Origin of the sequence: Micromonospora parathelypteridis (genome assembly GCF_014201145.1) — a bacterium.
GTDB lineage: Bacteria > Actinomycetota > Actinomycetes > Mycobacteriales > Micromonosporaceae > Micromonospora > Micromonospora parathelypteridis.
This window is the reverse complement of the sequence record NZ_JACHDP010000001.1, coordinates 209,207-230,372: the sequence shown is the minus strand read 5'-3', so window position 1 is coordinate 230,372 and position 21,166 is coordinate 209,207. Positions and strand designations below refer to the sequence as shown.

The window sequence follows — 21,166 nt, the reverse complement described above, 5'->3', positions numbered from 1 at the left end:
GATTCTTCGAGCCGCCGTCCACACCGCCGACGGCCCGGTCCGTCGACCTGGCCCGCAGGACCCTGTCCGGTTCGTAGAATCCCTGCCATGCCGGAGATCGTCGAGTTGCTGGCCTCGCCCGTGCACCGCTTCCTGGGCCGGCCCTCCGACGGCCCGGCGCCCGCCCCACCCGGCGAACTGGTCGACGTGGTCCAGATCCGGGCCAGTCTCGGCATCGTCGGCGACCGGTACTTCGGCCAGCAGGCGCACCGCGACGCCAGCGTCACGGTCATCGCCCGGGAGTCCCTGCCGGTCGGCATCGGCCTGGCCGAGGTCCGGCGCAACATCCTCACCACGGGGATCGCCGTGGACGAGCTGATCGGCAAGGTGCTGGTCCTCGACTCCGGCGACGGCCCGGTCAGCCTGCGGGTCAACCGGGCGGCCCGGCCCTGCGCCTGGATGGACGTCACCGTCGGCCCCGGAACGTGGAAGGCGCTGCGCACCACTGGCGGCATCCGCTGCACGCCACTCAACGACGGCACCCTGCGCGTTGGCGCGATCGCCGCTGCGGTGACCTGAGCCGGGCCAGCCGATTCGGCGAGGTGACGCTCCCGCGCGCCAGTGCGTGGTAGAACCAACACGCGCATGGGCTCGGAGGTCTGCGGGATGGACCCCGGCACGCCGGACGGGACCTGATCCGAACAGAGGTGGTGCATTGATCCCCGAGCTGCGGCAGCTCATCGAGGAGCTGCGGGCGGACCTGGCCGACCAACCGGCCAGCCTGGCGTGGGCCGAGTTCGGCGAGGGCGCCGCCATCGATGCCGTACCGGTGGGTCTCCCGGCCGACCTGCGGGATCTGCTGCTGGCGGCCGACGGGCTGCGCGCTGGTCGGGTCGAGCTGGCGTCCACGTCGACCCTGGCCGGAATGCAGTACCACCTCGACTACGCGCCGGACTTCTCGTCCATCCCCGAGGACCGGGCGGGCTGGCTGGTGGTGGGCACCCGCAGCGACGAGCCGATCTTCATGGACCGTGGCACGGGCGCCATCTGGTACTTCCCACCGAACGGCACCGAGTGGTTCATGTCCGACGCGTTCGAGGAACTCGCCCCCGACCTCGGCTCCTTCGTGGACTACTACCTGCTCGGCCCCGGCTACGCCGAGCTGACCCCCGCGGACGACCGATGGTTCGCGTACCTCGATGAGCAGGGCCTGCTCGACGAGGACGACGAGGAGTGACCTGAGTCAGACCGGGCTGACGTGTGCGGCGAGGACCCGCCAACCGTGCGGGTCGTCGTGGACCCAGGTCCGGGTGTAGCGCAGGCGTGCCGCGAACGCCGTCCCCTCGGACACCCCGGCCACCCTGCCCAGGAAGAAGGTCACCCCGGTCGACCCGACGACGAGCAGGTCCAGCTCCTCCTCGACCAGCTCCTCCACGACAGAGCGGCGGTCCCGGTAAGCGGCCAGGTCATCCTGCTTCGTGTACGTACCGCCGTCCGGACCGATGGCGATCAGCTGGTCGACGAGCAGCTGATCGAGGGCGGCCGCGTCGCCGGCCCGCTGGGCGTCCTGCAGGGTGCGCTCGGCATCGAGCAGCTCTGCCTCGCGTGCGCTGTCCGGCATCGTGCCATCCTCCCGATCGGGCTCGACCCGGTGTCACCGTCGGCCCGGGCTGTCCGCATTGTGGCAGCCAACGTAACCTGCGCGGGCGTGGATCGCCGCCCCCGTCACAGGCTCAGGCGAATACGTACGACGGTCTGCCCGGGGCTGGTGAGCACGGCGACCTCGTCGCAGACCCGTTCCACGATCGCCAGCCCTCGACCCCGTATCGCGTCGGCGGCCGGCATGGCCCGGCCCAACGCCCGCGTCGGCCCCTGGTCGACGACGTCGCAGAACAGCTGCCCCGATTCGGCCCAGAGCCGGACCCAGCCACCGCCGGTGGTGTGCTGCAACGTGTTGGTGGCCAACTCGCTGATCGCCAGCGTCAGCAGCTCCACCCGATCCGGCGGCAGACCCCGGGCCAGCGCCCCGGCGCTGACGAACCCACGCAGCGCTCGGACGTCGGTCGCCACCCGGTACGGCATGGTGTCCGCGAGGGGGGCGGGGACGCTCTGCTCGGTCACGGTCTCCGGTCGCTCCGCCGGCATCAGCCCGCCAGCTGCGGATCGTCGGTGCGCGTCACCACGATAGGCCCGGGTGCCGTGGACGTGCGAGCCTCGAAGTGCGCCATCGGGCAGCAGCAACCCTTCTCGTAGCGACAGCTGTCGGGCACATCATGTCACCCGCTGGCCGGAAAGCCGTCTCGCCCGTTCGGAGGTCGATCACACGCCGGCCGGCCCGATCGTGCGTCGTCGGCCCGGTGCCGGGGCCGGTCAGGGGGCCGCATCGAAGACGATGGACTCGCTCAACTCGCGCCACCGCGCATCGGATGCGGCAAGGGCCTCGGCGGCAGCCGTGGCGCCCGCCACAGCGTCGGCGCCGAGCAACAACCGGAGAGGCGGGTCGTCGACCCGGGTGATCCGGATGATCGCCTGGGCGGCCCGGACCGGGTCGCCCGGCTGGTTGCCGCTGGCCTGGCGCAGCCGCTGCACGGCCGGGTCGATGACCGGCTGGTACGGGTCGCTGATCGGCAGCATGGTCATCGACGAGCCGGCCCAGTCGGTGCGCAGCGCGCCCGGCTCGACGCTGGTGATCCGAATCCCGAACGTCGCGACCTCCTTCGCGAGCACCCCGGAGAAACCGCTGACCGCCCACTTGGCCGACTGGTACGCGCCCAGACCGGTGCTGGCGACCCGGCTGCCGACGCTGGAGATCTGGAGAATGTGCCCGCGCCGCTGATCGCGCATCGTTGGCAGGGCGGCGCGGGACAGATTGACCACCCCGTAGAAGTTGGCCTCGATCTGAGCCCGTAACGCGTCCTCCGGCATGTCCTCGATCGAGGCGACGTCGGCGTACCCGGCGTTGTTGACCAGGACGTCCAGGCTTCCGAAGGTGTCCACGGCGGTGCGTACGACGGTGTGGGCGGCGACCGGGTCGGTGACGTCGAGGGCGATCGTCCTGACCTGGTCGCCGTACTGGTCGACCAGGTCGTCGAGCTGGGCCGGGTTGCGGGCGGTGGCGACCAGCTGGTCGCCGTCGGCCAGCACGGCCTCGGCGAGCGCCCGGCCGAGCCCGCGGGAACAACCGGTGATGAGCCAGACTCGTGGCACGTCGCCTCCTCGGTGGGCGGTCTCCAGCTGCTACGGACGGATGTCCAGGGCGCCGATCAGGTCATCCCGCAGCGTGAACCGGTACCGCAGCTCGATCGGACTGCCGGGGAAGTCGCCGGAAACCCGGCTGAGGACCAGGTACGAGTCGCCCGCCTGCGGTGTGACACGAACCGGCTCGGACGTGTACGAGGTGGCATCCATCGTCTTCTGCCGCCAGGCGCGGATCGCGGCCCGTCCGTCGTACACCCGGTCATCGTCGGCGACGCTCGCGGTGTCCGCGAAGCAGGCGACGAAGGCATCCAGGTCCCGGTCGTCGACGGCCCGGAAGTACCGGTCGATCACGTCGGGCAGGTCGACCGCCATCTGCTCCTCCTGCGGCACGGGCCGCCGTCGGCAGCCGTCGGGTTCCCGGTCCGACCTCACCGTACGAGAAGCAGACGGCACCGCGCGGAGCAACCAGAAGAACGCCACCGATCGCCAGAGCGGGCATCCGCGTCGACTGCCGGGTTTGCCGCCGGTTGGCCCGGGTAGCCACGCGTTTCCGGAACGAAGGGCGGGGGCATGGCCGAGCTGGCATTCATCGACAAGGTTGCGGCGCGGGCGGGCATTTCGCCGGAGCAGGCGCGTCCACTGACCGAGGCGGTTCTGCGGACCCTCACCGAGCGGCTCAGCGGCGGTGAGGCGGGCGCGCTCGCCCCCCACCTGGCCGACGAGCTGAGCCCGCTGTTGGTCAAGGCCGCGGAGCCGCCGGAAGCGTTCGGCTACGACGAGTTCCTGCGCCGGGTGGCCGACCGCGCCGGGATCGACCGGCCCGCCGCCGAGCGGGGCGCGCGGGCCGTCCTGCAGACGATGCACCGGGTGGTCGGGCACCGGGAGTTCGAGGAGGCCCTGGCCCAACTCCCGACGGATCTGCGGGCGCTGGCGCAGCCGCTGCCCCACGGTCCCTGACCGACCGCCGACACGGCAGTCGACCGCGCTGTGCGCCCAACTCGCCGGCACCCGGTCTCGACCGGCCCGGAGTGGGGCCTGACCGGTCACCCGGGTCAGGCCCCGTCCGTCGTCAGGTGGCGTTGACCACCCACTTCTGGTGGGCGGCACCGGAGTTGGTGCCGATCTGGATCTGCGTGCCGTCGGCGGTGCCACCGCCAGCGGCCTGCAGGACCTTGCCCGACTGCGGGTTGCGGATCGAGCCGTCGGACTGCGGCTGCCACACCTGGGAACCGGTCCCGTTGCAGGTCCACAGCTGCACCTTCGTGCCGTCGGCGGTGCCCGCGTTGTCCACGTCCAGGCACTTGCCCAGGGCGCGGTAGGTCTCCCCAACCCGGCTCCACGACTGCGCGGTGGTGCTGTTGCAGGTCCACAACTGCACCTTCGTGCCGTCGGCGGTGCCCGCGTTGTCGATGTCCAGGCACTTGCCGGCGACTCCGGTGATGGTGCCCGGGGTGCCGCTGGCGCTCGCGTACACCTCCAGCTCGTAGATGCGCGCGGCGGTGTCGCTGGTGCTGGTCGGTGCGGTGATCGCCAGCCGGACGTAGCGGGTTCCCGGTGCGGAGACGCCGTGTGTGGTGGTGCTCGCGGTGTTGCCGGTCACCGTGGCGCGGGTGGTCCAGGTCGTGCCGTCGGCGCTGGACGCGACGGTGAAGTCCCGGGTGTTCCAGGCGGTGTCCTCACCGCCCGCGCCGGCGTGCTTGACCACGACCCGGTTCACCGGGTGGCTGGCTCCCAGGTCCACCTGGAGGAACTTCGTGGTGCCCTTCGAGCACCACTTGTCGCCGTTGCCGCCGGTCACGCTGCCGTTGACGGCCTTGGCCGGGGTCTCGGTCGTCGAGCAGGAGCTGTCCGCGACGGCTGGCTTGTTGAGTGCCAGGTTGGTCCCGCCGGTCGGTGGCGGGGTGACGCCCGGGATGGCGTTGAGCGTGTACCACGCCTCGGTGCTCCACAGTGACTGGCCGCTCGTCGAGGTGAACGGGCGAGGCGAGCGCAGGTGGACCACCCGCCCGGCCTTGCGCCCGGCCACCGCGAGGGTGACCTTCTTGCCGTCCGCGGAGAGGGTCGCCGAGGTGACGGTCAGCGTCTCCTCGTCGATCTTCGGGCCGCCGTAGTTCGAGGTCGCCTCGTACCGCCATTGCTTGATCTTGTAGTGCGCCGCCAGGTCGGCGGCGGTCTCCGTCGAGACGGGCTGGGTGTACTCCACCTCGAAGCCGGCCGTGGTGGCCCGCATGGCGAGCATCTCGAACGCGGTGGTGCTGTTCGGCGTGAGCTTCTGCAGGCCGTACGACAGCTTGCCGGTCTGACCCCAGTTGCCGCCCGCACCGAGCCCGCCGACGTAGATCGCGCCGTCCGGGCCGACGTTGACCTCCGAGACGCCCGCCTCCAGGCCCTGGGTGAGCCGGAACAGAGCGCCCTGGTACTCGCCGTTGACCTTCTCCACAAAGGCCCGCTGCAGCCCGCCGTACGTCACGTCGCCGATGACGAACTGGCCGGCGTAACGGCCGCTGGTCAGGTAGAGCGGCGTGCTGGGCGAGTTGGCGATCTCGTTCTGTGGCATCCAGAGCACCGGCGGGGTGACCGCGTTGGTGTCGAACGGGCCGGCCGGGTTGGTGTAGTGGTTGAAGAACCGGCCCTGCTTGACGTGCAACAGCTTCGACGAGGGCAGCCAGCCGCCCTGGTTGTCGGTGACGAAGATGCCGTTCTCCGGGCCCCAGCCGATGCCGTGCGGGGTACGCAGGCCGCCGGCGACGTAGCTCACCGCGCCGGTGTCCTTGTTGACCTTGAGGGTCGTACCCCGGTTGACCGCGGGCTGCGGGTTGGTGGTCGCGCCGCCAGAGTTGATCGACACCGACAGGTTCAGGTAGAAGAACCCGTCCTGGTAGAGCAGGCCGAACGCGAACTCGTGGAAGTTGCCGCCGTACGGCCAGGTGGCGACGGTCTCCAGGCGCTCGGCCACTTCGTCGCCGCCGGTGTTCACCAGTCGGGTCAGCCGCTGCTTCTCCGTGACGTAGACCACCCCGTCGACGACCTTCAGCCCCATCGGCTCCTTGAGCCCTCCGGCGATCTTCTTGGTGGTCACGTTGCCCGGACTGGTCGATCCGCCGGTGTTGCCGAGGATCCAGACCTCACCGTCCTGAGAGGAGCCGGACTGGTCGCTGCCACCCCAGGTGCAGATGACCAGCCGGCCGTCGGCCAGCCAGTCCATGCCCGTGACCTTCGGCTGGAAGCCGCTGGGCCGCAGGTTGGTCAGCGTGTAGCCGGGGTGTACAGCGGTCAGTGGGAGGCCGTCGCCGGGGGAGTCGGTGATCCCTTCGCACTCCTTGCGGCCGGGCGCGGTCACACGGACCACGCCGGCGTCGGTGCTCAGCGCCGAGTTCGGTACGACAACGAAGGACGACGAGCCGGGCGTCCTCCACTCCAGGGTGATCTGTTGACCACCCGCACGCTCGAAGTGGTCGATGCGCAGCGGGTGCAGCCCGGCGGTGAGGGTGACCGTGCCCTCCTTGGGCGGGGTGGCCCCGTGCAGCCCGTCGTGGTTGATCACCACGGCGTTGTCGATCGACAACTTGGAGCCGTCGTCGCTGCTGAGCCGGAACGTGTAACTGCCGGCCTGCGTGGTGGTGATGTTGCCGAGCACCTGCGAGACGAAGTTGTCCTCGAAGCCGAAGTCGGCCGCCGAGGTCCAGTTGATCGTGGACATCAGCTTGTCCACGTTCGGGGTCTGCGCGGGCTTGAGTGTGCAGATCTCGGAGAGCGGCACCTGCACGTCGAAGACGCGCAGCGTGACGCCCGGTTCCTGCTCGGGGGCGGCGGTGGCCGGGGCGGCCCAGAGGCCGGCGGTGAGGACCAGTGCCAGCGCACCCAGGACGGGATTGCGGAGTCGGCGTAGCAGGCGTGTGCCCATCGTTCCTCCAGGAGGGAGCGGAGTTTCCGACGGCCGGGACGGTTCAGTGGTGGGGGTGGCCGTCGGCCCGGCTCCGAAACGTCCTCGACGCCGACGAGTGACGATCCGGAAACACCGGGTTGATGGGTCGAGACATTAAGGCGTTTCGATTGGACTGTCCATGGCTTCACGTCGATACATCAAAAGTTCCCGATGTCCGTGCGAAAGTTCGCGGTGGTACGCGGAGAATGCCGGGTGTGGAGGTGGCCTACCGTCGTCCGCGCCGCGCTGGACCATCGGCCCGGTTGCCAGACTTGCGGGGAGCCGGGGTGGCGACCTTGCGGGTCGGTGCACCGGCCTTGCGCGCGGGGCCGGTGGGCCGTCGACTCGGCGTGGAGGTCGTGCGCGCGGCGGGTCGGCGGCGGGCCGCCACCAACACGATCGCGGTGACGACGACGACGATCAGGGCCGGCACCAGCCAGGCCGGAAACCCGCCGCCCTGCTTCTTTGTGGCATCGGCCGGCCCGGTCGCCGGAGCGCCGGTGACGTCCGGCAGGCCGCCCGTGGCGCCGGGGCTCGCCGATGCCCTGCCCTCGGCCTGGGCGAGCAGTGCCGGCTCCGGTCCGGCCGTGGGCGCCGTCCAGCCGGCCGGTGCCGCGGTGCTCGGCCCCTGATAGTCGAAGGTGACGGTGCCCCGCACCGCCTCACCGTCGGAGGCGACGGAGAGGTAGTTGGCGGTGTAGCGGCCCTTCGCCGGCCAGTGCGCGACGGTCACCATGGCCGGGAAGCCGGTGTGGTACAGCCGCGGCTCGAAGACGCCGTTGACCATGAAGTACTCCTGGACCGGCTTGTCCAGGCGCTTCGGCTCGCCGTGCGACCAGCCACTGTCCACTCGCGACCCGGCCGGCCCGGTGAGGGTGAAATGGGCGTTGGAGGCCGGCTTCTCGGTGAAGTACAACGCCACCTGCGTCAGTGGCTCGCGGACAACGGTGCCGGTCAACGGGGTGGAGGTCGCCAACTGGCCGTGCGCGGACGCCGGAGCGGCGGGCAGTAACAGCGACACCGCCAGTGTCGCGACCAGCGCCGCCGCGGCACGGCTCAGGGTGTTACTGACAGTGACGAGCCTCGATTGCATTCGTTCATCATGGTCATTTCCTCCCCGCCGAACAAGACGTAGAGTTCTCCTCCCCGACGATCAACTCGACACCCGTCCCCTCGCGTCGTTCGGAGTCCGCCCGTGTCCGTCCGTACCCGCACCTCCACCGCCCTCGCCGCCGGTGTCCTCACCGCCCTGCTCGTCACGGGTTGCGGGCAGGGCGACGACCCGTCCGGGGCGACCCCCTCCACGGCACCCACGTCCGCCGCCCCGTCGAGCGCCGCCACCGCCACCGCGCCGGCCTCGTCGGCCAGCCCGACACCCAGCGCCAGCACCCCGGCCGTGGACCGCGAGATCGTCGTGACGATCGCGAAGCGGCGAATCAACCCGCCGACCGGCCGGGTCACCGTGGACAAGGGCGAGCTGGTCCGGATCACGGTCACCTCGGACGTGTCGGACGAGCTGCACGTGCACGGCTACGACCTGGGCGCTCGACTGCCGGCCGGCACACCCGGCTCGGTGGAGTTCCGGGCCGACAAGACCGGCCTGTTCGAGGTGGAGACACACGAGACCGAGCTGGTGCTGTTCCAGCTCGTCGTCCGCTGAGCGACATGACCCCCGTGGAGACGGTGCTGGCGCACGGCGTCGGGGGCCGCCAGGACCTGCCGATCACACTGCCGCAGCTCGTCGTCGCCGCCGCCCTGACCCTCGTCGTCACATTCCTCGCGCTGGGTCTGCTCTGGCGCGAGCCCCGACTCGACCGGGACGCGACCGGTGGCCGCCCGGTGCCGCAACGGCTGGCCCGGCTCGTCGACGCACCCACGCTCCGGTGGGTGCTGCGCGGGCTCGGCCTGCTCGCCGCCGCCTGGTTCTGCCTGGGCCTGCTGGGCGGGCCGGACACCGCGGACAACCCGACGGCCGGCGCGCTCTACGTGCTGCTCTGGGTCGGGCTGGCACCGCTGTCGCTGCTGCTCGGCCCGGTCTGGCGGGCGGTCAACCCGCTACGGACGGTGCACCTGCTCGCGGCGCTGGCAGCACGGCGCGACCCGAACCGGGGGGTCCGTGAGCTGCCGGACGGTGTGGGTCTGTGGCCGGCCGCCACCACGCTGTTCGGATTCGTCTGGCTGGAGCTGGTCGCACCCGAACGGGCCACCCTGCCGGTCATCACCGCCTGGCTCGCCGCGTACGCGGTGGTCATGCTGGCCGGGGCCGCGGTGTTCGGCGCCGGCTGGTTCGACCGCGCCGACCCGTTCGAGGTGTACAGCGCACTGATCGGTCAACTCGCTCCGCTCGGCCGGGCCACGGACGGCGTGCTGGTGTGGCGCAACCCGCTCGACGGGATCGCCGGGCTGCGGCCCCGCCCCGGCCTGGTCGCCGTGGTCATCGTGCTGCTCGGCTCGACCATGTACGACAGCCTGTCCAACGCGCCGGGCTGGCTGCGCTTCACCCAGGAGAACGGCCTGCACCCGGCGGTCACCGGCAGCGCCGGACTGATCCTGGTCATCGCGGCTGTCGCGCTGGCGTACCTCGCCGCCACCGGAGCCGCGGCGCGCATCGGCCGGGCCGACCCGGTCGAAGCCCGTGGCGTGCCAGGCGAGATCGCCCACTCGATCGTGCCGATCGCGGTCGGCTACGTGGTGGCGCACTACTACTCGTTGCTGATCCTGGAAGGCCAGCGCACCGTCGCGCTGCTCTCCGACCCCCTGGGCACCGGCGCCAACTGGCTCGGCACCGCCGGCTGGGAGCCGTACACCGGTCTGCTCACGCCCTCCGGCGTGGCCACCCTCCAGATCACCGTCATCGTCCTCGGGCACCTGCTCGGCACCCTGCTCGCCCACGACCGCGCCCTGTACCTGTTCCCCCGGGCCCGGGCGGTGGCCGGTCAACTCCCGCTGCTGGCGCTGATGGTCGCGTACACCGTCGCTGGTCTGCTGCTGCTCTACGCGGGGTAGTCCGACCCGGTTGTGACTCCTGAGTCAAAATGGCTCGTGGACTCCGATCTTCAGCGCTACCTCGATGACCTGGTCGCCGCCGCCCGGGACGTACTCGGGGCCGACCTTGTCGGCGCGTACGCGGCCGGCTCGGTGGGGCTCGGCGCGTACCAGGCCGGTCGCAGCGACGTGGACGTCGCGTTGGTCAGCGCCGGGCCACTCACCGACGCCGTCAAGCGGGCGCTGGTGGCGCGGCTACGACACGAGGCCCTGCCCTGCCCGGCGCGCGGGCTGGAGTTGGTCGTGTACCAGCGTGCGGTGGCCGCCTCCGGAACGCCGGAGCCCGCCTTCGAGGTCGAGCTGAACACCGGGTCCCGAATGCCGTTCCGGTGCACCCTCGACCCCGCCGACCGACCGGCCGCCGACGGCCGCTTCTGGTACGGGCTCGATCGCAGCATCCTGCACCAGAGCGGGTTGCCGCTGCTCGGCCCGCCAGCGGGGGAGGCCTTCGCCGACCTCGCCCCGGCCGACCTGCGTCGCCTGCTCACCGAGGCGCTCTCCTGGTGGCTGGCCCTGCCGACCCCGCCGGACGACCAGCCCGCGCCCGGTGCGGAGGACGCGGTGCTCGGCGCGTGCAGATCGCTGGTGCGGCACCGCGACGGCGTGTGGCTGGCCAAGGTCGCGGCCGGTCAGCGGCTGATCGACGTCGGTGACCCGGCCGAGGTGATCCGTCGTGCGGTCGCCGCGCGGCACGGGGGACCGCCGCCCACCGGGGCGCAGGCGCGCGCCTTCCAGCAACGGGTACGCGACGAGATCGCCGGCTAGGCAGCCCGCGCGGCGCTCAGCGGACCGGGCGGGACCGCAGTGAGGCGAAGAGCAGGTTGAGACCCTCGGTCATGGTCGGGTGGGTGATGACCGCGTCGCGCAGGGCGGTCCACGGCATTCCGGCGAGCATGGCCAGTTGCACCGAGGTGATCACCTCACCGGCTTCGGCGCCGAGCAGCGCCGCGCCGAGGATCCGGTCGGTGCCGGCGTCGACGACCGCCTTCCACATGCCCTCGGTCTGGCGCAGGGTGCGCGCCCGGGGGATCGCGGCAACCGGCAGGTGAGCCACCTGGATGTCGTGCCCGGCGCGGCGCGCCTCGGTCTCGGTGAGCCCGACGCGGGCCAGCTCCGGGGTGGTGAAGACGGTGTACGGGATCAGTCGGTCGGCGGTGCTGCGCTGGCCCCCCGCGAGGTTCACCCGGATGATCCGGTAGTCGTCCAGCGCGACGTGGGTGAACTGGGGACTGCCGGCGACGTCCCCGGCCGCCCAGGTGCGCTCGGCGCTGGTGCGCAGGTGCTCGTCGACCACCACGAAGCCACGCTCGCTGAGCCGTACGCCGGCCGCGTCGAGGCCGAGCCCGTCGGTCACCGGTTCCCGACCGACCGCCACCAGCACGTCATCTCCGGTCACCAGGCTGCCGTCGTCCAACGTCACCCGGACGGTGCCGGCGACGTCACGGTCGATGCGGGCGACCGCGACGCCGACGCGTACGTCGATGCCGTCGTCGAGGAAGACGCGCATCACGGCGTCGCTCACGTCGGGATCCTCGCGGGTGAGCAGCCGGGGGCCACCCTCGATCAGCGTCACCGTGCTGCCGAACGACGCGAACATCTGCGCGAACTCGACCCCGACGGTGCCGCCGCCGAGCACCACCAGTCGGGCCGGCAGCCGGTCCAGGTGCAGCAGCGTCTCGCTGGTCAGCACCCCGGCCTCGGCCATCCCGGGCACCGCCGGCAGGTGTGGGCGGGTACCCGTGTTGATTACCACGTCGGCGCCGCGCAACAACCGCTCGCCACCGTCGGCGAGCGACACCCGTACGGTCCGCGGGCCGACGAACCGGGCCTGACCGAGCACCAGGTGCAGTCCCGAGTCGAGGAACTGTTGCCGGTTGGCGGCCACCATCCCCTCGACGACGTCCTGCTTGTGCGCGCGCAACAGGTCCACGTCGACCCGGCCGCCCTCGACCGCCAGGCCGAGCGTGGACGCGCCACGCAGGTGACGTGCCGCCCGCGCGCTGGTCACCAGTGCCTTCGTCGGGATACACGCGACGTTGATGCAGCTGCCGCCGATCATGCCGCGTTCGACCATCGCGACCCGTTGTCCGGACCGGGCGACGTCCATGCTCAACGTCTTTCCGGCCTTGCCGCCGCCCACGACGAGCAGGTCGAACTCCTCCGGTCGGTCGGTCACCGGTCGCTCCTCTCGGTCGCCGGGCCGGGCCGGCGGCCGCCGCTGGTGCGCGGCGGCCAGCCCAGCCTGGCAGGTCCGACGGGACCGTCGACGCGGTTCCGGGCAGAATCGCCCGGCTCGAGCCGCAGCCGAGAGTGATCGTCAAGGTCCAGGTGCGAGCCGTGTCGCCGAGGTGGGGGTATCCATGCGCGGGGATACCGCAACATCGGCGATCTGGAGTTGATCACGCGACGGGGTCAGGCTTGGGCGGTGACCAGATAGAACGTGAAGCCCGCCAGCAGCGGGCCGTCCGCGAGACGCTGAAGCCAGGGCTGAACATCCTCATCGGTCAACTCCCCGGCCAGCACCGCGCGAGCGGAGTTGCGCCGCAAGCCCAGGATCTGGTCCGCCGTGTCGAAGTCCCGGAACACCACGGCGATCGCCTCGACCGATCTCACCTGCAGGCCGGACTGCGCCGACAACCGGACAAGCTCGCGACCAATCGTCGGGTGCCGCACCCGTCCCGCTACGAACCGGGCGAAGCGGCGACTCGTCCGCACGTCCTCATCCGCGACCGCCAGGGTGTCCCAGTCCGGCTCTGCCATCCCGAACAGGCCTCCCGGACGCAGCACCCGACGGACCTCCGCCAGCACGTGTGCGGGACTCCGCACGTGCATCAGGACGCGATCCATCCTGGCCCGGTCCATGCTGGCGTCAGCGAGCGGAAGGTCGTGGGCGTCGCCTGAGCACAGCTCGACGGTTGCTCTGTCGGCCAGCCGGCGACCGGCCTGCGCCAACATTCGTGGGTCGCGGTCGACTCCGACAACCAGGCCGCTGGCCTGAACCGCGTCGGCGAGCCGTCCGAGATCGGTCCCGGGGCCGCAGCCGATGTCCACCACGGAATGCCCGGGCTGGAGGCTGAGAGCTTCGACGAAACGCTGCTTGTACTCGACACCCACAGCGGTGGCAGCGGCGGCGTCCAGGTACGCGATCTGATTCGGGGCGGTGGTCGCCGTCGCGAGTTGACTCATCCGCCAACCCAAACACAGAGTCGCGTACGTCCTGCGACGAGAATGTGCAGATTCGGTGCGGGTCGACCCCGTTCGCGTGCGGCGGCCGGCCCGGCCCGCAGCTTTTCGACCGGACCGTCTTCCCGGGCCCGTGCGGATTCGCTCCGGGCCCGGGTCGACCACTGTCGAGGTCAGTGCCGAGCTGCGCCGTTCTCGCTGACCGGCTGCCCGAAGGCCATGAACGGCACGGGCGTCGGGGCGTCAGGTCGGGTGAAGATCCGCTCAGCCTCGTCGGCGGGCCCGTCCGGGGCGGTCGTCCGCTCGGCCGAGGCGGCGACCGGCTCGTCCACGGTGGTCGGCCCGTCCGCACGCTCGGCACCGGACTGTTCGGCACCGGCCTGGTCGGCACCGGTCTGGTGCGCACCGGACTGGTCGGCCCTCGACTGATCAACAGCCGACTGGTCGGCCCTCGACTGATCAGTGACGGACTGGTCGTCGCCGGGGCGGTCGCCCTCGGGCCGCACACCCCCGGCCCGATCGACAGGGGACCGGTCGGCGCTGGACCGGGCACCCACCATCGGGTACTCGGCGGTCTCCGTACCGCCGGCTGCCGCGGCCATGACCGCGGCGGCGGCGAGGTCGGCCACCCGCTTCGCCTCCCGCTGCACCCGGGCGCGTACCTCCTTGGCGTGCCGCTCGGCGGCGTCGCCGGCCCGGCGGGCCTCGTCCAGCCGGGTGCTCTCGGCGGTGAGGTCCCGGCGGACCTCGTTGAGCCGCTGCTGCATCCGCGACAGCTCGTTCTCCAGCGTCTCGCCCTCCTGGCGGATCTCGGCCAGCTGCTGACCGGCGGTGTCCAGCTCGGCGTTCAGCTCGGTGGCCTCCTGCTGGCGCTCCTCGATCTCCTGCTGCAGGGCGGTGAGCTGCTCCTGGTGGCTGGCAGCCTGCTCGTCGGCCCGGTTGCGCAGCTCGGTCACGTGCTGCTGTGCCTCGGCCAACAGCTCGGCGATCTGCTGCTCGGTCGCGTTGCGCTGCTCAGCGAGCTCCTGCTCGGTGGAGGCCTGCTGCTCGGCGATGTCCTGCTCGGCGGCGGTCCGCCGCTCGTTGACCTCCCGCTCCACGCTGGCCTGCCACTGGGCCATCTCCTGCTGGTTCTTGGAGCGGGCCGACTGGAGTTCCTGCTGGATCTGGGTACGGGCCGACTTCATCAGCGCGTCGGCGGCGACCCGGGTCTGGTTGAGCTGCTGCGCGCTCTGCTCGGTGATCCGCTTCGCCTCGTGCTGGGCGCGCTCGTGCGCTGCCTCACCGTCGGCGCGCAACTGCTCCGCGTGCTCGCGAATGGCGGTCAACTCGGCCTCGGCCAGGGTGCGCCGTTCCTCGTGCGCCTGCTCCTGCTCGGAACGCCGGGTCGCCAACTCCTCGGCCAGGTCCTGCCGTGCCTGCGCGGCCCGCTCGCGGGTGTCGAGGAGAATCCGCTCCGACTCGCTGCGCAGCTCGTTCGCCCGGTCGGTGGCAGACTCGATGATCATGGCGGCCTGCTTGTCGGCGAGCGTCATGATCTCGGCGACCATCGGACCCAGGTCGTGGATCGAGGCGCGGTCCACCTGCACCGGTTGCTCCCGTAGTTCGGCCAGTTCGGTACGCAGCCGCTGCACCTCTGCGGTCAGCTCACGGACCCGGACGGCGGAGCGCCCGTGCTCCCCGCTCAGCATCGTGATCTGACCGTCGAGCTGCTCCAGGTGCCGGTCCACCTGGCGTTTGTCATAGCCGCGCAGGGCGAGCTCGAAGCTCGGCCGCGAGGCCGCATCGTCGCGTACTGCGTGCGGCTCAGCGCCGATGGACATGCACCATCCTCCGTAAGATCGGGGCGTCAGGGTCGGCGGTCGCCTGCCCCGCGGGCCGTCAGTGTGGCGCAACGCTACCGCCGAGCCCGCGCCGAGCGTAGGCCCCTCCCACCGCTGTTTGCTCGAACACCCGGGCCCAGGGTTGATCATGGAGTCGTGGTGCCCGGGTGACCCCGATCCGCGGCTCTTGTCCCCCACCACAACTGCATGATCGCCGCCCGGGGGCGGGGCGGGGGTGGGGTGGGGGAGAGCACGTCGGCCGGTCGCGGTGAGCGACCGGCCGACGTGAAATTTGGTACGGGGTCAGTTGGTTACGGACTGGTTGTAGTCCTTGACCGGGCCGGCGAGGGCCTCCTGCTGCTGCTCCAGCGCGGCGCGCGGTTCGGTGCCGCTGAGCACGGCCGCCTGCATGGCCTGCTCTGCGGCCTTACGAGCCTGCGGCATCGCACCGAGCAGGCAACCCTGGGTGGCCTTGCTCAGCGGGGTGTTCTGCAGCTGGGTGATCGCGGTCTGGAACTGCGGCCGCTGGGCCACCCACTGCTTGTCGACCTCGGTCTCCAGCGCACCCTTGCTGATCGGGAAGTACCCGGTCGAGGTGTGCCAGGTGGCCTGCGAGTCCTTGTCGGACAGGAACTTCACGAACTCCCAGGAAGCGCGCTTGTGCGCGTCGTCCTTGCCCTTGCCGACCACCCAGAGGGAGGCGCCACCGATGATCGGGCCACCCGCGTCGGTGGTGTTGATCTTCGGGTAGTTGCCGGTGGCGATGTCGAACTTGCCCTCGGAGCTCTTCAGGAACCCGCTCAGCGAGCCGGTCGACTCCAGGGTCATCGCGATGGTGCCGGCGGTGAACGCGTTGTCCGCGGTGGTGGTGTTGCTGTCCAGCTTGGGCGCCAGGCCCTCGTCCACCATCTTCTTCCACCAGGCGAGCAGCTTGACGTGGTCGTCGGTGGCCAGCTTGACGGTCGTGCCCCGGCCGTCGCGGCCGTTGCCCTGGTCGCAGTACTCCTGGTTGCCGACGGCGGTCCACTGCTCCAGGAACCAGCCGTAGAGCGCGGCACCGAAGCCGTACTGGGTGACCCGGCCGTTGGCGTCCTTCACGGTCAGCTTGCGGGCCGCCTCGGTGATCTCGTCGAGCGTCTTCGGCGGGTTCGCCGGGTCGAGGCCGGCCTTGGTGAACGCCGTCTTGTTCAGGTAGAGCAACGGCATCGACGTGTTGAACGGCATCGAGTAGAGCTTGTTGTCGACCGAGTAGTAGCCGGCGATGTTCGGCTGGATGTCCGCGGTGGTGGTCTTGTCGGCATCCACGAAGGACTGCACCGGCACCGTCGACTTGGAGTCGATCATGAAGCGGGTGCCGATGTCGTACACCTGCACCACGTCTGGGGCCTGACCGCTGTTCAGCGCGGCTTTGTACGCCGACAGCGTGTCGTCGTAGGTGTTCTTGAACTGGAGGTTGACCTTGACGCGACCCTTGTTCTTCGCGTTGAACTGGTCGGCGAGCTGCGTGAGCGCCTCGCCGTTCTTGCCGGTCATCGCGTGCCAGAAGTCGATCGACACCTCGCCCTTGCCGTCCAGGGCGCTGGCGGCCGGGGCGTCCGTGCCGCTGCTGGCGTCGCTGCTGTCCGCTGTGGCCGAACTGCAGGCCGCGGCGGTTGCCGTGAGGGCGGCGAGCGAGAGCCCGACCGCGATCCGGCGCAGAGTGGTACGCACTGTTTCCTCCTACTACGGGGTTGGGGGAGTTACTTGACCGCGCCGGCCGTGAAGCCCCGGACGAGCCAGCGCTGGCCGAAGATGACCAGCAGCAGCGTCGGCACCAGCGTGATGGTGATGCCGGCCAGGAGCACGGCGGGACTGCCGCCCTCGTTGTCCTTGAGGGCGAAGACCGCGGTTTGCAGAGTGTTCAGCGAGTTGTTGCTGGACGAGATGATCAATGGCCAGAAGTACATGTTCCAGCCCTGCAGGAACGACCACACCGCGATGCCGATCAGTGCCGGCCGGCTCGCCGGCAACAGGATGGTGACCAGGAACCGCAGGTGACCGCAGCCGTCGATGACGGCCGCCTCGCGCAGTTCCCGGGGGAACTGGGCGAAGGCCTGACGCAGCATGAACACGCCGAAGCCGGTGGCCAGGAACGGCAGGATCAGGCTGAGCCGGCTGTCGTTGATGCCGAGCGAGCGGATGAAGAGTGCGTTCGGCACCACGATCGACTCGTAGGGCACCATGATCGTGGCGAGGAACAGCCAGAAGATCGGCCTGCGCAGCGGGCTGCGCATGAAGACCAGGGCGTACGCGGCGAGGCACGACGTGATCAGGTGTCCGAGCATCACGCTGAGCCCGACGAAGAGCGAGTTCACGAAGGCCGGGGCCAGCGGCACCACCGGTTGTCGCCAGGCGGCCCGGTAGTTCTCCAACGTCCAGTCCCCGTCGAAGAGCTGCGGTGGCTGGTGCAGCAGCGCGTTCGACGGCAGGAAGCCACCGAGCACGGTGAGCAGCACCGGGAAGAGCAGCACCACCGCGGCGATGCCCAGCCACAGGTAGGTCAGGACGGTCGGTACCGGACCGGGTCGGTTCACGCTCCTGCTCACCGGTAGTGCACCCGCCTCTCGAGGACGCCGAACTGCACCACGGCGATCAGCACGCCGATCACCAGCAGCACCAGGCCCTGCGCGCTGGCCAGCCCGAAGTTGCTGTTGTTGTTGTGGAACGCGTTGTCGAAGATCGAATAGACAAGCGTCCGGGTGTGCCCGTTGGGCCCGCCGTCGGTCATGATCTGCACCTGACCGAGCGCTTGAAGCGCGGCCAGCGTGGTGGTCACCACGGCGAAGAACAGGCTCGGCGAGATCATCGGCAGCACGATGCTGACGAACTGCCGAGGGCCGGTGGCACCGTCCATCCGGGCCGCCTCCAACACCTCCTCGTCGACGCCGGCCAAGCCGGCGGCGAGCACGAGCAGGTTGAACCCGGAGACCATCCACACGGTGACGCCGACGACCGTGGCCATCGCCCAGCCCGGCTCGGTGGTCCAGTTCGGCGCGGGAACACCGATCAGACCCAGCGCCCAGTTCACCGGCGAGATCCCCGGGTTCAGCATGATCAGCCAGACCACGCTGGCCGCCGAGACCGAGTAGGCGAACGGCAGGGCGAAGGCGGTCCGGAAGATCCTCATGCCGGGCAGTCGTTGGGTCATCGGCGCGGCGAGCGCGAGCGGCAGCAGCACGCCGGGCACCACGACCAGCACGGTGAAGACCAGCGTCTGCCAGAGCACCGTGCCGAACTCCGGCGTCAGCAGCTCCTGGAAGTGCGCCAGCCCCACCGACCGGGTCGGGTTGCCGAGGATGTCGTTGCCCCGGGTGGCCAGGTAGATCGCCTGGAACAGCGGGAAGATCACGAAGATGCCCAGGCCGGCCAGGCCGGGAAGAGCGAAGAGCAGGCCGAGTGCCGTCTCCCGCGCCCGCGCCGGCGTGGCGGCCCGGCGGGCCCGGCCGGGTGGCCGGTCGGTGCGGGCAGCGGGGCTGGCCGCGAGCAGAGTTGGAGCTGTCACGCCGGGCAGCCTGCACAGGCCGTACGTCCGGGTGGGGTGAATCAGGTGGCGGATGGCTGACGTGCCAGTGACATTGCCTACGCAGCGTCACATCACGCAGAGAGAGATAGACATCCGCAGCTCAGATCCCCGGCCCTGCCCAGACATTCGTGACTATGCGTGCCGGTGGCGAGTGGGCCGCCACCGGCACCCGCGCTCAGCGCCGCCTGGCGAGCAGCACCGCGTCGTGGAGGGTGATGTGCTGGCCGTCCGGGTCGGTGGCCGGACGGGGGCGGGCGTCGGCGGCCAACACCTCCCAGCGGGCCGGGTCCAGCGCGGCGGCCACGTCCTGCGCGGTGTACATCATGTCCGGCATGTGCATCCGGTGCGCCGACGTCCACAGATCCGACGGGTGGTGCCCGACGATCAACAGGACGCCACCCGGCGCCACCGCGGCGGCCAGCCGGGCGAACAACTCCCGCCGCTGCACCGGAGGCAGGTGCATGAACTGCGCCGACACCAGGTCGTACGCCTCCTCGGCGGGCGGCTTGTCGCGCAGGTCGGCGTGCGTGAACTCGATCCGGCCCCCGACGCCGGCAGCGTCGGCGTGCGCGGCGGCCCGGCCCAACGCGACGGTGGAGATGTCCACCGCCGTCACCTGCCAGCCGCGCTCGGCCAGCCACACCGCGTCGGCGCCCTCGCCGCTACCCACGTCCAGCGCGCGCCCCGGCGGCAGGTCCGCGACCTCGGCGACCAACTGCGGGTTCGGCCGGCCACTCCACACCGCGGACCGGGACTGGTAGCGCTCCTCCCACGCCGGCTCCTCGAACGCCGTCGCCACCAACTGCCGGTACGCGGCCACCGCGGCACGGGTCTCCTCGGCGATGAGGTCGGCGTTGATCGCCGCTCCGGCAGTCAGACCGGCAGCGGCGGACGTGATGACCTGACCGCGGATGTCGGCGACGTTGCCGGCCACCCAGAGGCCCGGGACGGTCGTCGCCCCGGTGGTGTCGGAAGGGATCTGGGCGCCGATCACGTACCCACCCATCGTCACCTCCTCCGGGGCCAGGCCCAGCCCCACCAGGAGATCCGCGCGGGGAGTCAGCCGCGTCCCGACCACGACCGCGTCCAGCGCCACCACCCGGCCATCGGCCAGCCGTACGCCGGTCAGCGCGTCCCCGGTCACCTCCACCGCGGCGACCGGACCGGGCACCACCGCGATGCTCCGGGCGGCGAGGCGCTCGGCGGTCTCCTCGTCGGGTGCGGGGGCGTCGTGCAGCAGGAGCAGCACGTCGGAGCTCCACTGCCGCCACATCTCGGCCTGGTGCACGGCCATCGGCCCGGTCGCCAGTACGCCGATCCGCCGGTCCCGCACCTCCCAGCCGTGGCAGTACGGGCAGTGCAGCACGTCGCGCCCCCACCGCTGGGCCAGCCCGGGCACGTCGGGCAACTCGTCGGTCAATCCGGTGGCCACCAGCAGCCGGCGTGCCCGCACCGAAGTCCCGTCGTCGAGGCTCAGCCGGAACCCGTCGTCGGCACGCGTGGCAGCCTCCACCCGCCCGGTGCGGAACTGCCCGCCGTACCCGGCGGCCTCGGTCCGCCCGACCGCGAACAGCTCGCCCGGCGGCGTCCCCTCCCGTCCCAGGTAGTTGTGCACGTGGCCGGCCGGCGCATTGCGCGGCTCACCGGAGTCGATCACCAGGACCGACCGTCGGGCCCGGCTCAGTGCCAGGGCTCCGCTGAGCCCAGCGGCACCGCCGCCCACCACCACGACGTCGTATGTCTCGTCCACCGGTATCTCCCTTTATCTGTCGGCTGAGCCCACCATCCGTCGCCGCCGGTCAGGTGGCAACTATCCTTGCTGTTATGGCAAACGAGGACGCTGCCGCGCTGGCGGCCGTCGGCCCCCGGCTGCGCGCCCTGCGCCACCAGCGCGGGACCACGCTGACCCAGCTCGCCGACCTGACCGGCATCTCCGTGAGCACCCTGTCCCGGCTGGAATCCGGCAGTCGCCGGCCCACCCTGGAGCTGCTGCTGCCACTGGCCCGGGCCTACCAGGTGGCGCTGGACGAGCTGGTCGACGCTCCGGCCACCGGCGACCCTCGCGTACGCCCCAAGCCGATCGTCATACACGGCATCACGTTCCTGCCGCTGACCCGCCGACCGGGCGGGCTGCAGGCGTTCAAACAGATCTTCCCGCCGGACCCGTCCGCCGGGGAACGGACCCCGCAGACCCACGAGGGGTACGAGTGGCTCTACGTGCTCTCGGGCCGGCTACGGCTGCTGCTCGGCGACCGCGACCTGACCCTGACCCCGGGCGAGGTCGCCGAGTTCGACACCCGCATCCCGCACCTCGTCCTCAACCCCGGCCCCGGCACCGCCGAGGCCCTCAGCCTCTTCGGACCGCAGGGGGAGCGGCTGCACGTCCGGGCCCGCCCCGCCGCGCCCGACCCTCCGACTGATCACCCGCCGGCGTGACCGAAATGGCTTGCT

General features: G+C 71.1%; 20 protein-coding genes. 7 read left to right on the top strand and 13 right to left on the bottom strand.

All coding sequences use genetic code 11. From position 1 onward, the window contains the following. The first annotated feature begins 87 nt into the window (after positions 1–87). Positions 88–558 (top strand): molybdenum cofactor biosysynthesis protein, encoded by a 471-nt coding sequence (locus tag HNR20_RS01005; protein WP_184175535.1) that lies wholly within the window; start codon positions 88–90, stop codon positions 556–558. A gap of 136 nt (positions 559–694) precedes the next feature. After that, a complete protein-coding gene (locus tag HNR20_RS01000) occupies positions 695–1,216 on the top strand; it encodes an SUKH-4 family immunity protein (RefSeq protein ID WP_184175532.1) in 522 nt (173 codons plus the stop codon). Between the two features lie 6 nt (positions 1,217–1,222). On the opposite strand, the gene HNR20_RS00995 is transcribed toward HNR20_RS01000, so the two are convergent. The 4 genes from HNR20_RS00995 to HNR20_RS00980 form a co-directional block, all read right to left on the bottom strand. Further along, entirely contained in the window at positions 1,223–1,600 is a 378-nt protein-coding gene (locus tag HNR20_RS00995; RefSeq protein ID WP_184175530.1) for a nuclear transport factor 2 family protein, read from the bottom strand. 104 nt (positions 1,601–1,704) lie between these two features. Further along, on the bottom strand, positions 1,705–2,124 hold the full coding sequence (locus tag HNR20_RS00990; RefSeq protein ID WP_184175528.1) for an ATP-binding protein: 420 nt from the start codon (positions 2,122–2,124) through the stop codon (positions 1,705–1,707). Between the two features lie 225 nt (positions 2,125–2,349). Next, a complete protein-coding gene (locus HNR20_RS00985; RefSeq protein ID WP_184175526.1) occupies positions 2,350–3,186 on the bottom strand; it encodes an oxidoreductase in 837 nt (278 codons plus the stop codon). 30 nt (positions 3,187–3,216) lie between these two features. Then, on the bottom strand, positions 3,217–3,549 hold the full coding sequence (locus HNR20_RS00980; RefSeq protein ID WP_184175523.1) for a DUF4440 domain-containing protein: 333 nt from the start codon (positions 3,547–3,549) through the stop codon (positions 3,217–3,219). Positions 3,550–3,747: 198 nt separating this feature from the next. Between HNR20_RS00980 and HNR20_RS00975 the strand changes: the two genes are divergently transcribed. Then, positions 3,748–4,134: a DUF2267 domain-containing protein gene (locus HNR20_RS00975; protein WP_184175521.1), complete on the top strand. Its 387-nt coding sequence runs from the start codon at positions 3,748–3,750 to the stop codon at positions 4,132–4,134. Positions 4,135–4,246: 112 nt separating this feature from the next. Here HNR20_RS00975 and HNR20_RS00970 read toward each other — a convergent pair whose 3' ends face one another. After that, the gene (locus tag HNR20_RS00970) at positions 4,247–7,081 is read right to left on the bottom strand and encodes a ricin-type beta-trefoil lectin domain protein (RefSeq protein WP_184175519.1); all 2,835 of its coding nucleotides are present in this window, start codon (positions 7,079–7,081) and stop codon (positions 4,247–4,249) included. A 247-nt stretch (positions 7,082–7,328) separates the two neighbouring features. Continuing rightward, positions 7,329–8,195: a copper resistance CopC family protein gene (locus tag HNR20_RS00965; RefSeq protein ID WP_184175517.1), complete on the bottom strand. Its 867-nt coding sequence runs from the start codon at positions 8,193–8,195 to the stop codon at positions 7,329–7,331. 102 nt (positions 8,196–8,297) lie between these two features. Here HNR20_RS00965 and HNR20_RS00960 point away from each other — a divergent pair, with 102 nt between their 5' ends. The 3 genes from HNR20_RS00960 to HNR20_RS00950 are packed head-to-tail and all read left to right on the top strand — an operon-like array spanning position 8,298 to position 10,912. Next, on the top strand, positions 8,298–8,762 hold the full coding sequence (locus HNR20_RS00960; protein WP_184175515.1) for a cupredoxin domain-containing protein: 465 nt from the start codon (positions 8,298–8,300) through the stop codon (positions 8,760–8,762). Positions 8,763–8,767: 5 nt separating this feature from the next. Continuing rightward, positions 8,768–10,108, top strand: a complete 1,341-nt coding sequence (locus HNR20_RS00955) for a hypothetical protein (protein ID WP_184175513.1) — start codon at positions 8,768–8,770, stop codon at positions 10,106–10,108. A 36-nt stretch (positions 10,109–10,144) separates the two neighbouring features. Then, on the top strand, positions 10,145–10,912 hold the full coding sequence (locus tag HNR20_RS00950) for a nucleotidyltransferase domain-containing protein (protein ID WP_184175511.1): 768 nt from the start codon (positions 10,145–10,147) through the stop codon (positions 10,910–10,912). A gap of 16 nt (positions 10,913–10,928) precedes the next feature. Here the strand turns inward: HNR20_RS00950 and HNR20_RS00945 are convergent, their stop codons facing one another. The 7 genes from HNR20_RS00945 to HNR20_RS32575 all read right to left on the bottom strand — a co-directional run bounded on the left by HNR20_RS00945 (position 10,929) and on the right by HNR20_RS32575 (position 20,471). Then, the gene (locus tag HNR20_RS00945; RefSeq protein WP_184175509.1) at positions 10,929–12,323 is read right to left on the bottom strand and encodes a dihydrolipoyl dehydrogenase family protein; all 1,395 of its coding nucleotides are present in this window, start codon (positions 12,321–12,323) and stop codon (positions 10,929–10,931) included. Between the two features lie 236 nt (positions 12,324–12,559). After that, entirely contained in the window at positions 12,560–13,333 is a 774-nt protein-coding gene (locus tag HNR20_RS00940) for a methyltransferase domain-containing protein (protein WP_184175506.1), read from the bottom strand. Positions 13,334–13,503: 170 nt separating this feature from the next. Beyond that, a complete protein-coding gene (locus HNR20_RS00935) occupies positions 13,504–15,153 on the bottom strand; it encodes a coiled-coil domain-containing protein (protein WP_184175504.1) in 1,650 nt (549 codons plus the stop codon). 303 nt (positions 15,154–15,456) lie between these two features. Next, positions 15,457–16,863: an ABC transporter substrate-binding protein gene (locus HNR20_RS00930; RefSeq protein WP_184175502.1), complete on the bottom strand. Its 1,407-nt coding sequence runs from the start codon at positions 16,861–16,863 to the stop codon at positions 15,457–15,459. A 29-nt stretch (positions 16,864–16,892) separates the two neighbouring features. Beyond that, positions 16,893–17,726, bottom strand: a complete 834-nt coding sequence (locus tag HNR20_RS00925) for a carbohydrate ABC transporter permease (protein ID WP_204940404.1) — start codon at positions 17,724–17,726, stop codon at positions 16,893–16,895. A gap of 8 nt (positions 17,727–17,734) precedes the next feature. Next, positions 17,735–18,694 carry a carbohydrate ABC transporter permease gene (locus HNR20_RS32580; RefSeq protein ID WP_221309654.1) on the bottom strand — a complete coding sequence of 320 codons (960 nt, stop codon included), beginning with the start codon at positions 18,692–18,694 and terminating at the stop codon, positions 17,735–17,737. A gap of 196 nt (positions 18,695–18,890) precedes the next feature. Continuing rightward, a complete protein-coding gene (locus HNR20_RS32575) occupies positions 18,891–20,471 on the bottom strand; it encodes an FAD-dependent oxidoreductase (protein WP_373291113.1) in 1,581 nt (526 codons plus the stop codon). Between the two features lie 68 nt (positions 20,472–20,539). On the opposite strand from HNR20_RS32575, the gene HNR20_RS00910 reads away from it, so the two are divergent. Next, positions 20,540–21,151, top strand: a complete 612-nt coding sequence (locus HNR20_RS00910; protein WP_184175498.1) for a helix-turn-helix transcriptional regulator — start codon at positions 20,540–20,542, stop codon at positions 21,149–21,151. Positions 21,152–21,166 lie beyond the last annotated feature (15 nt).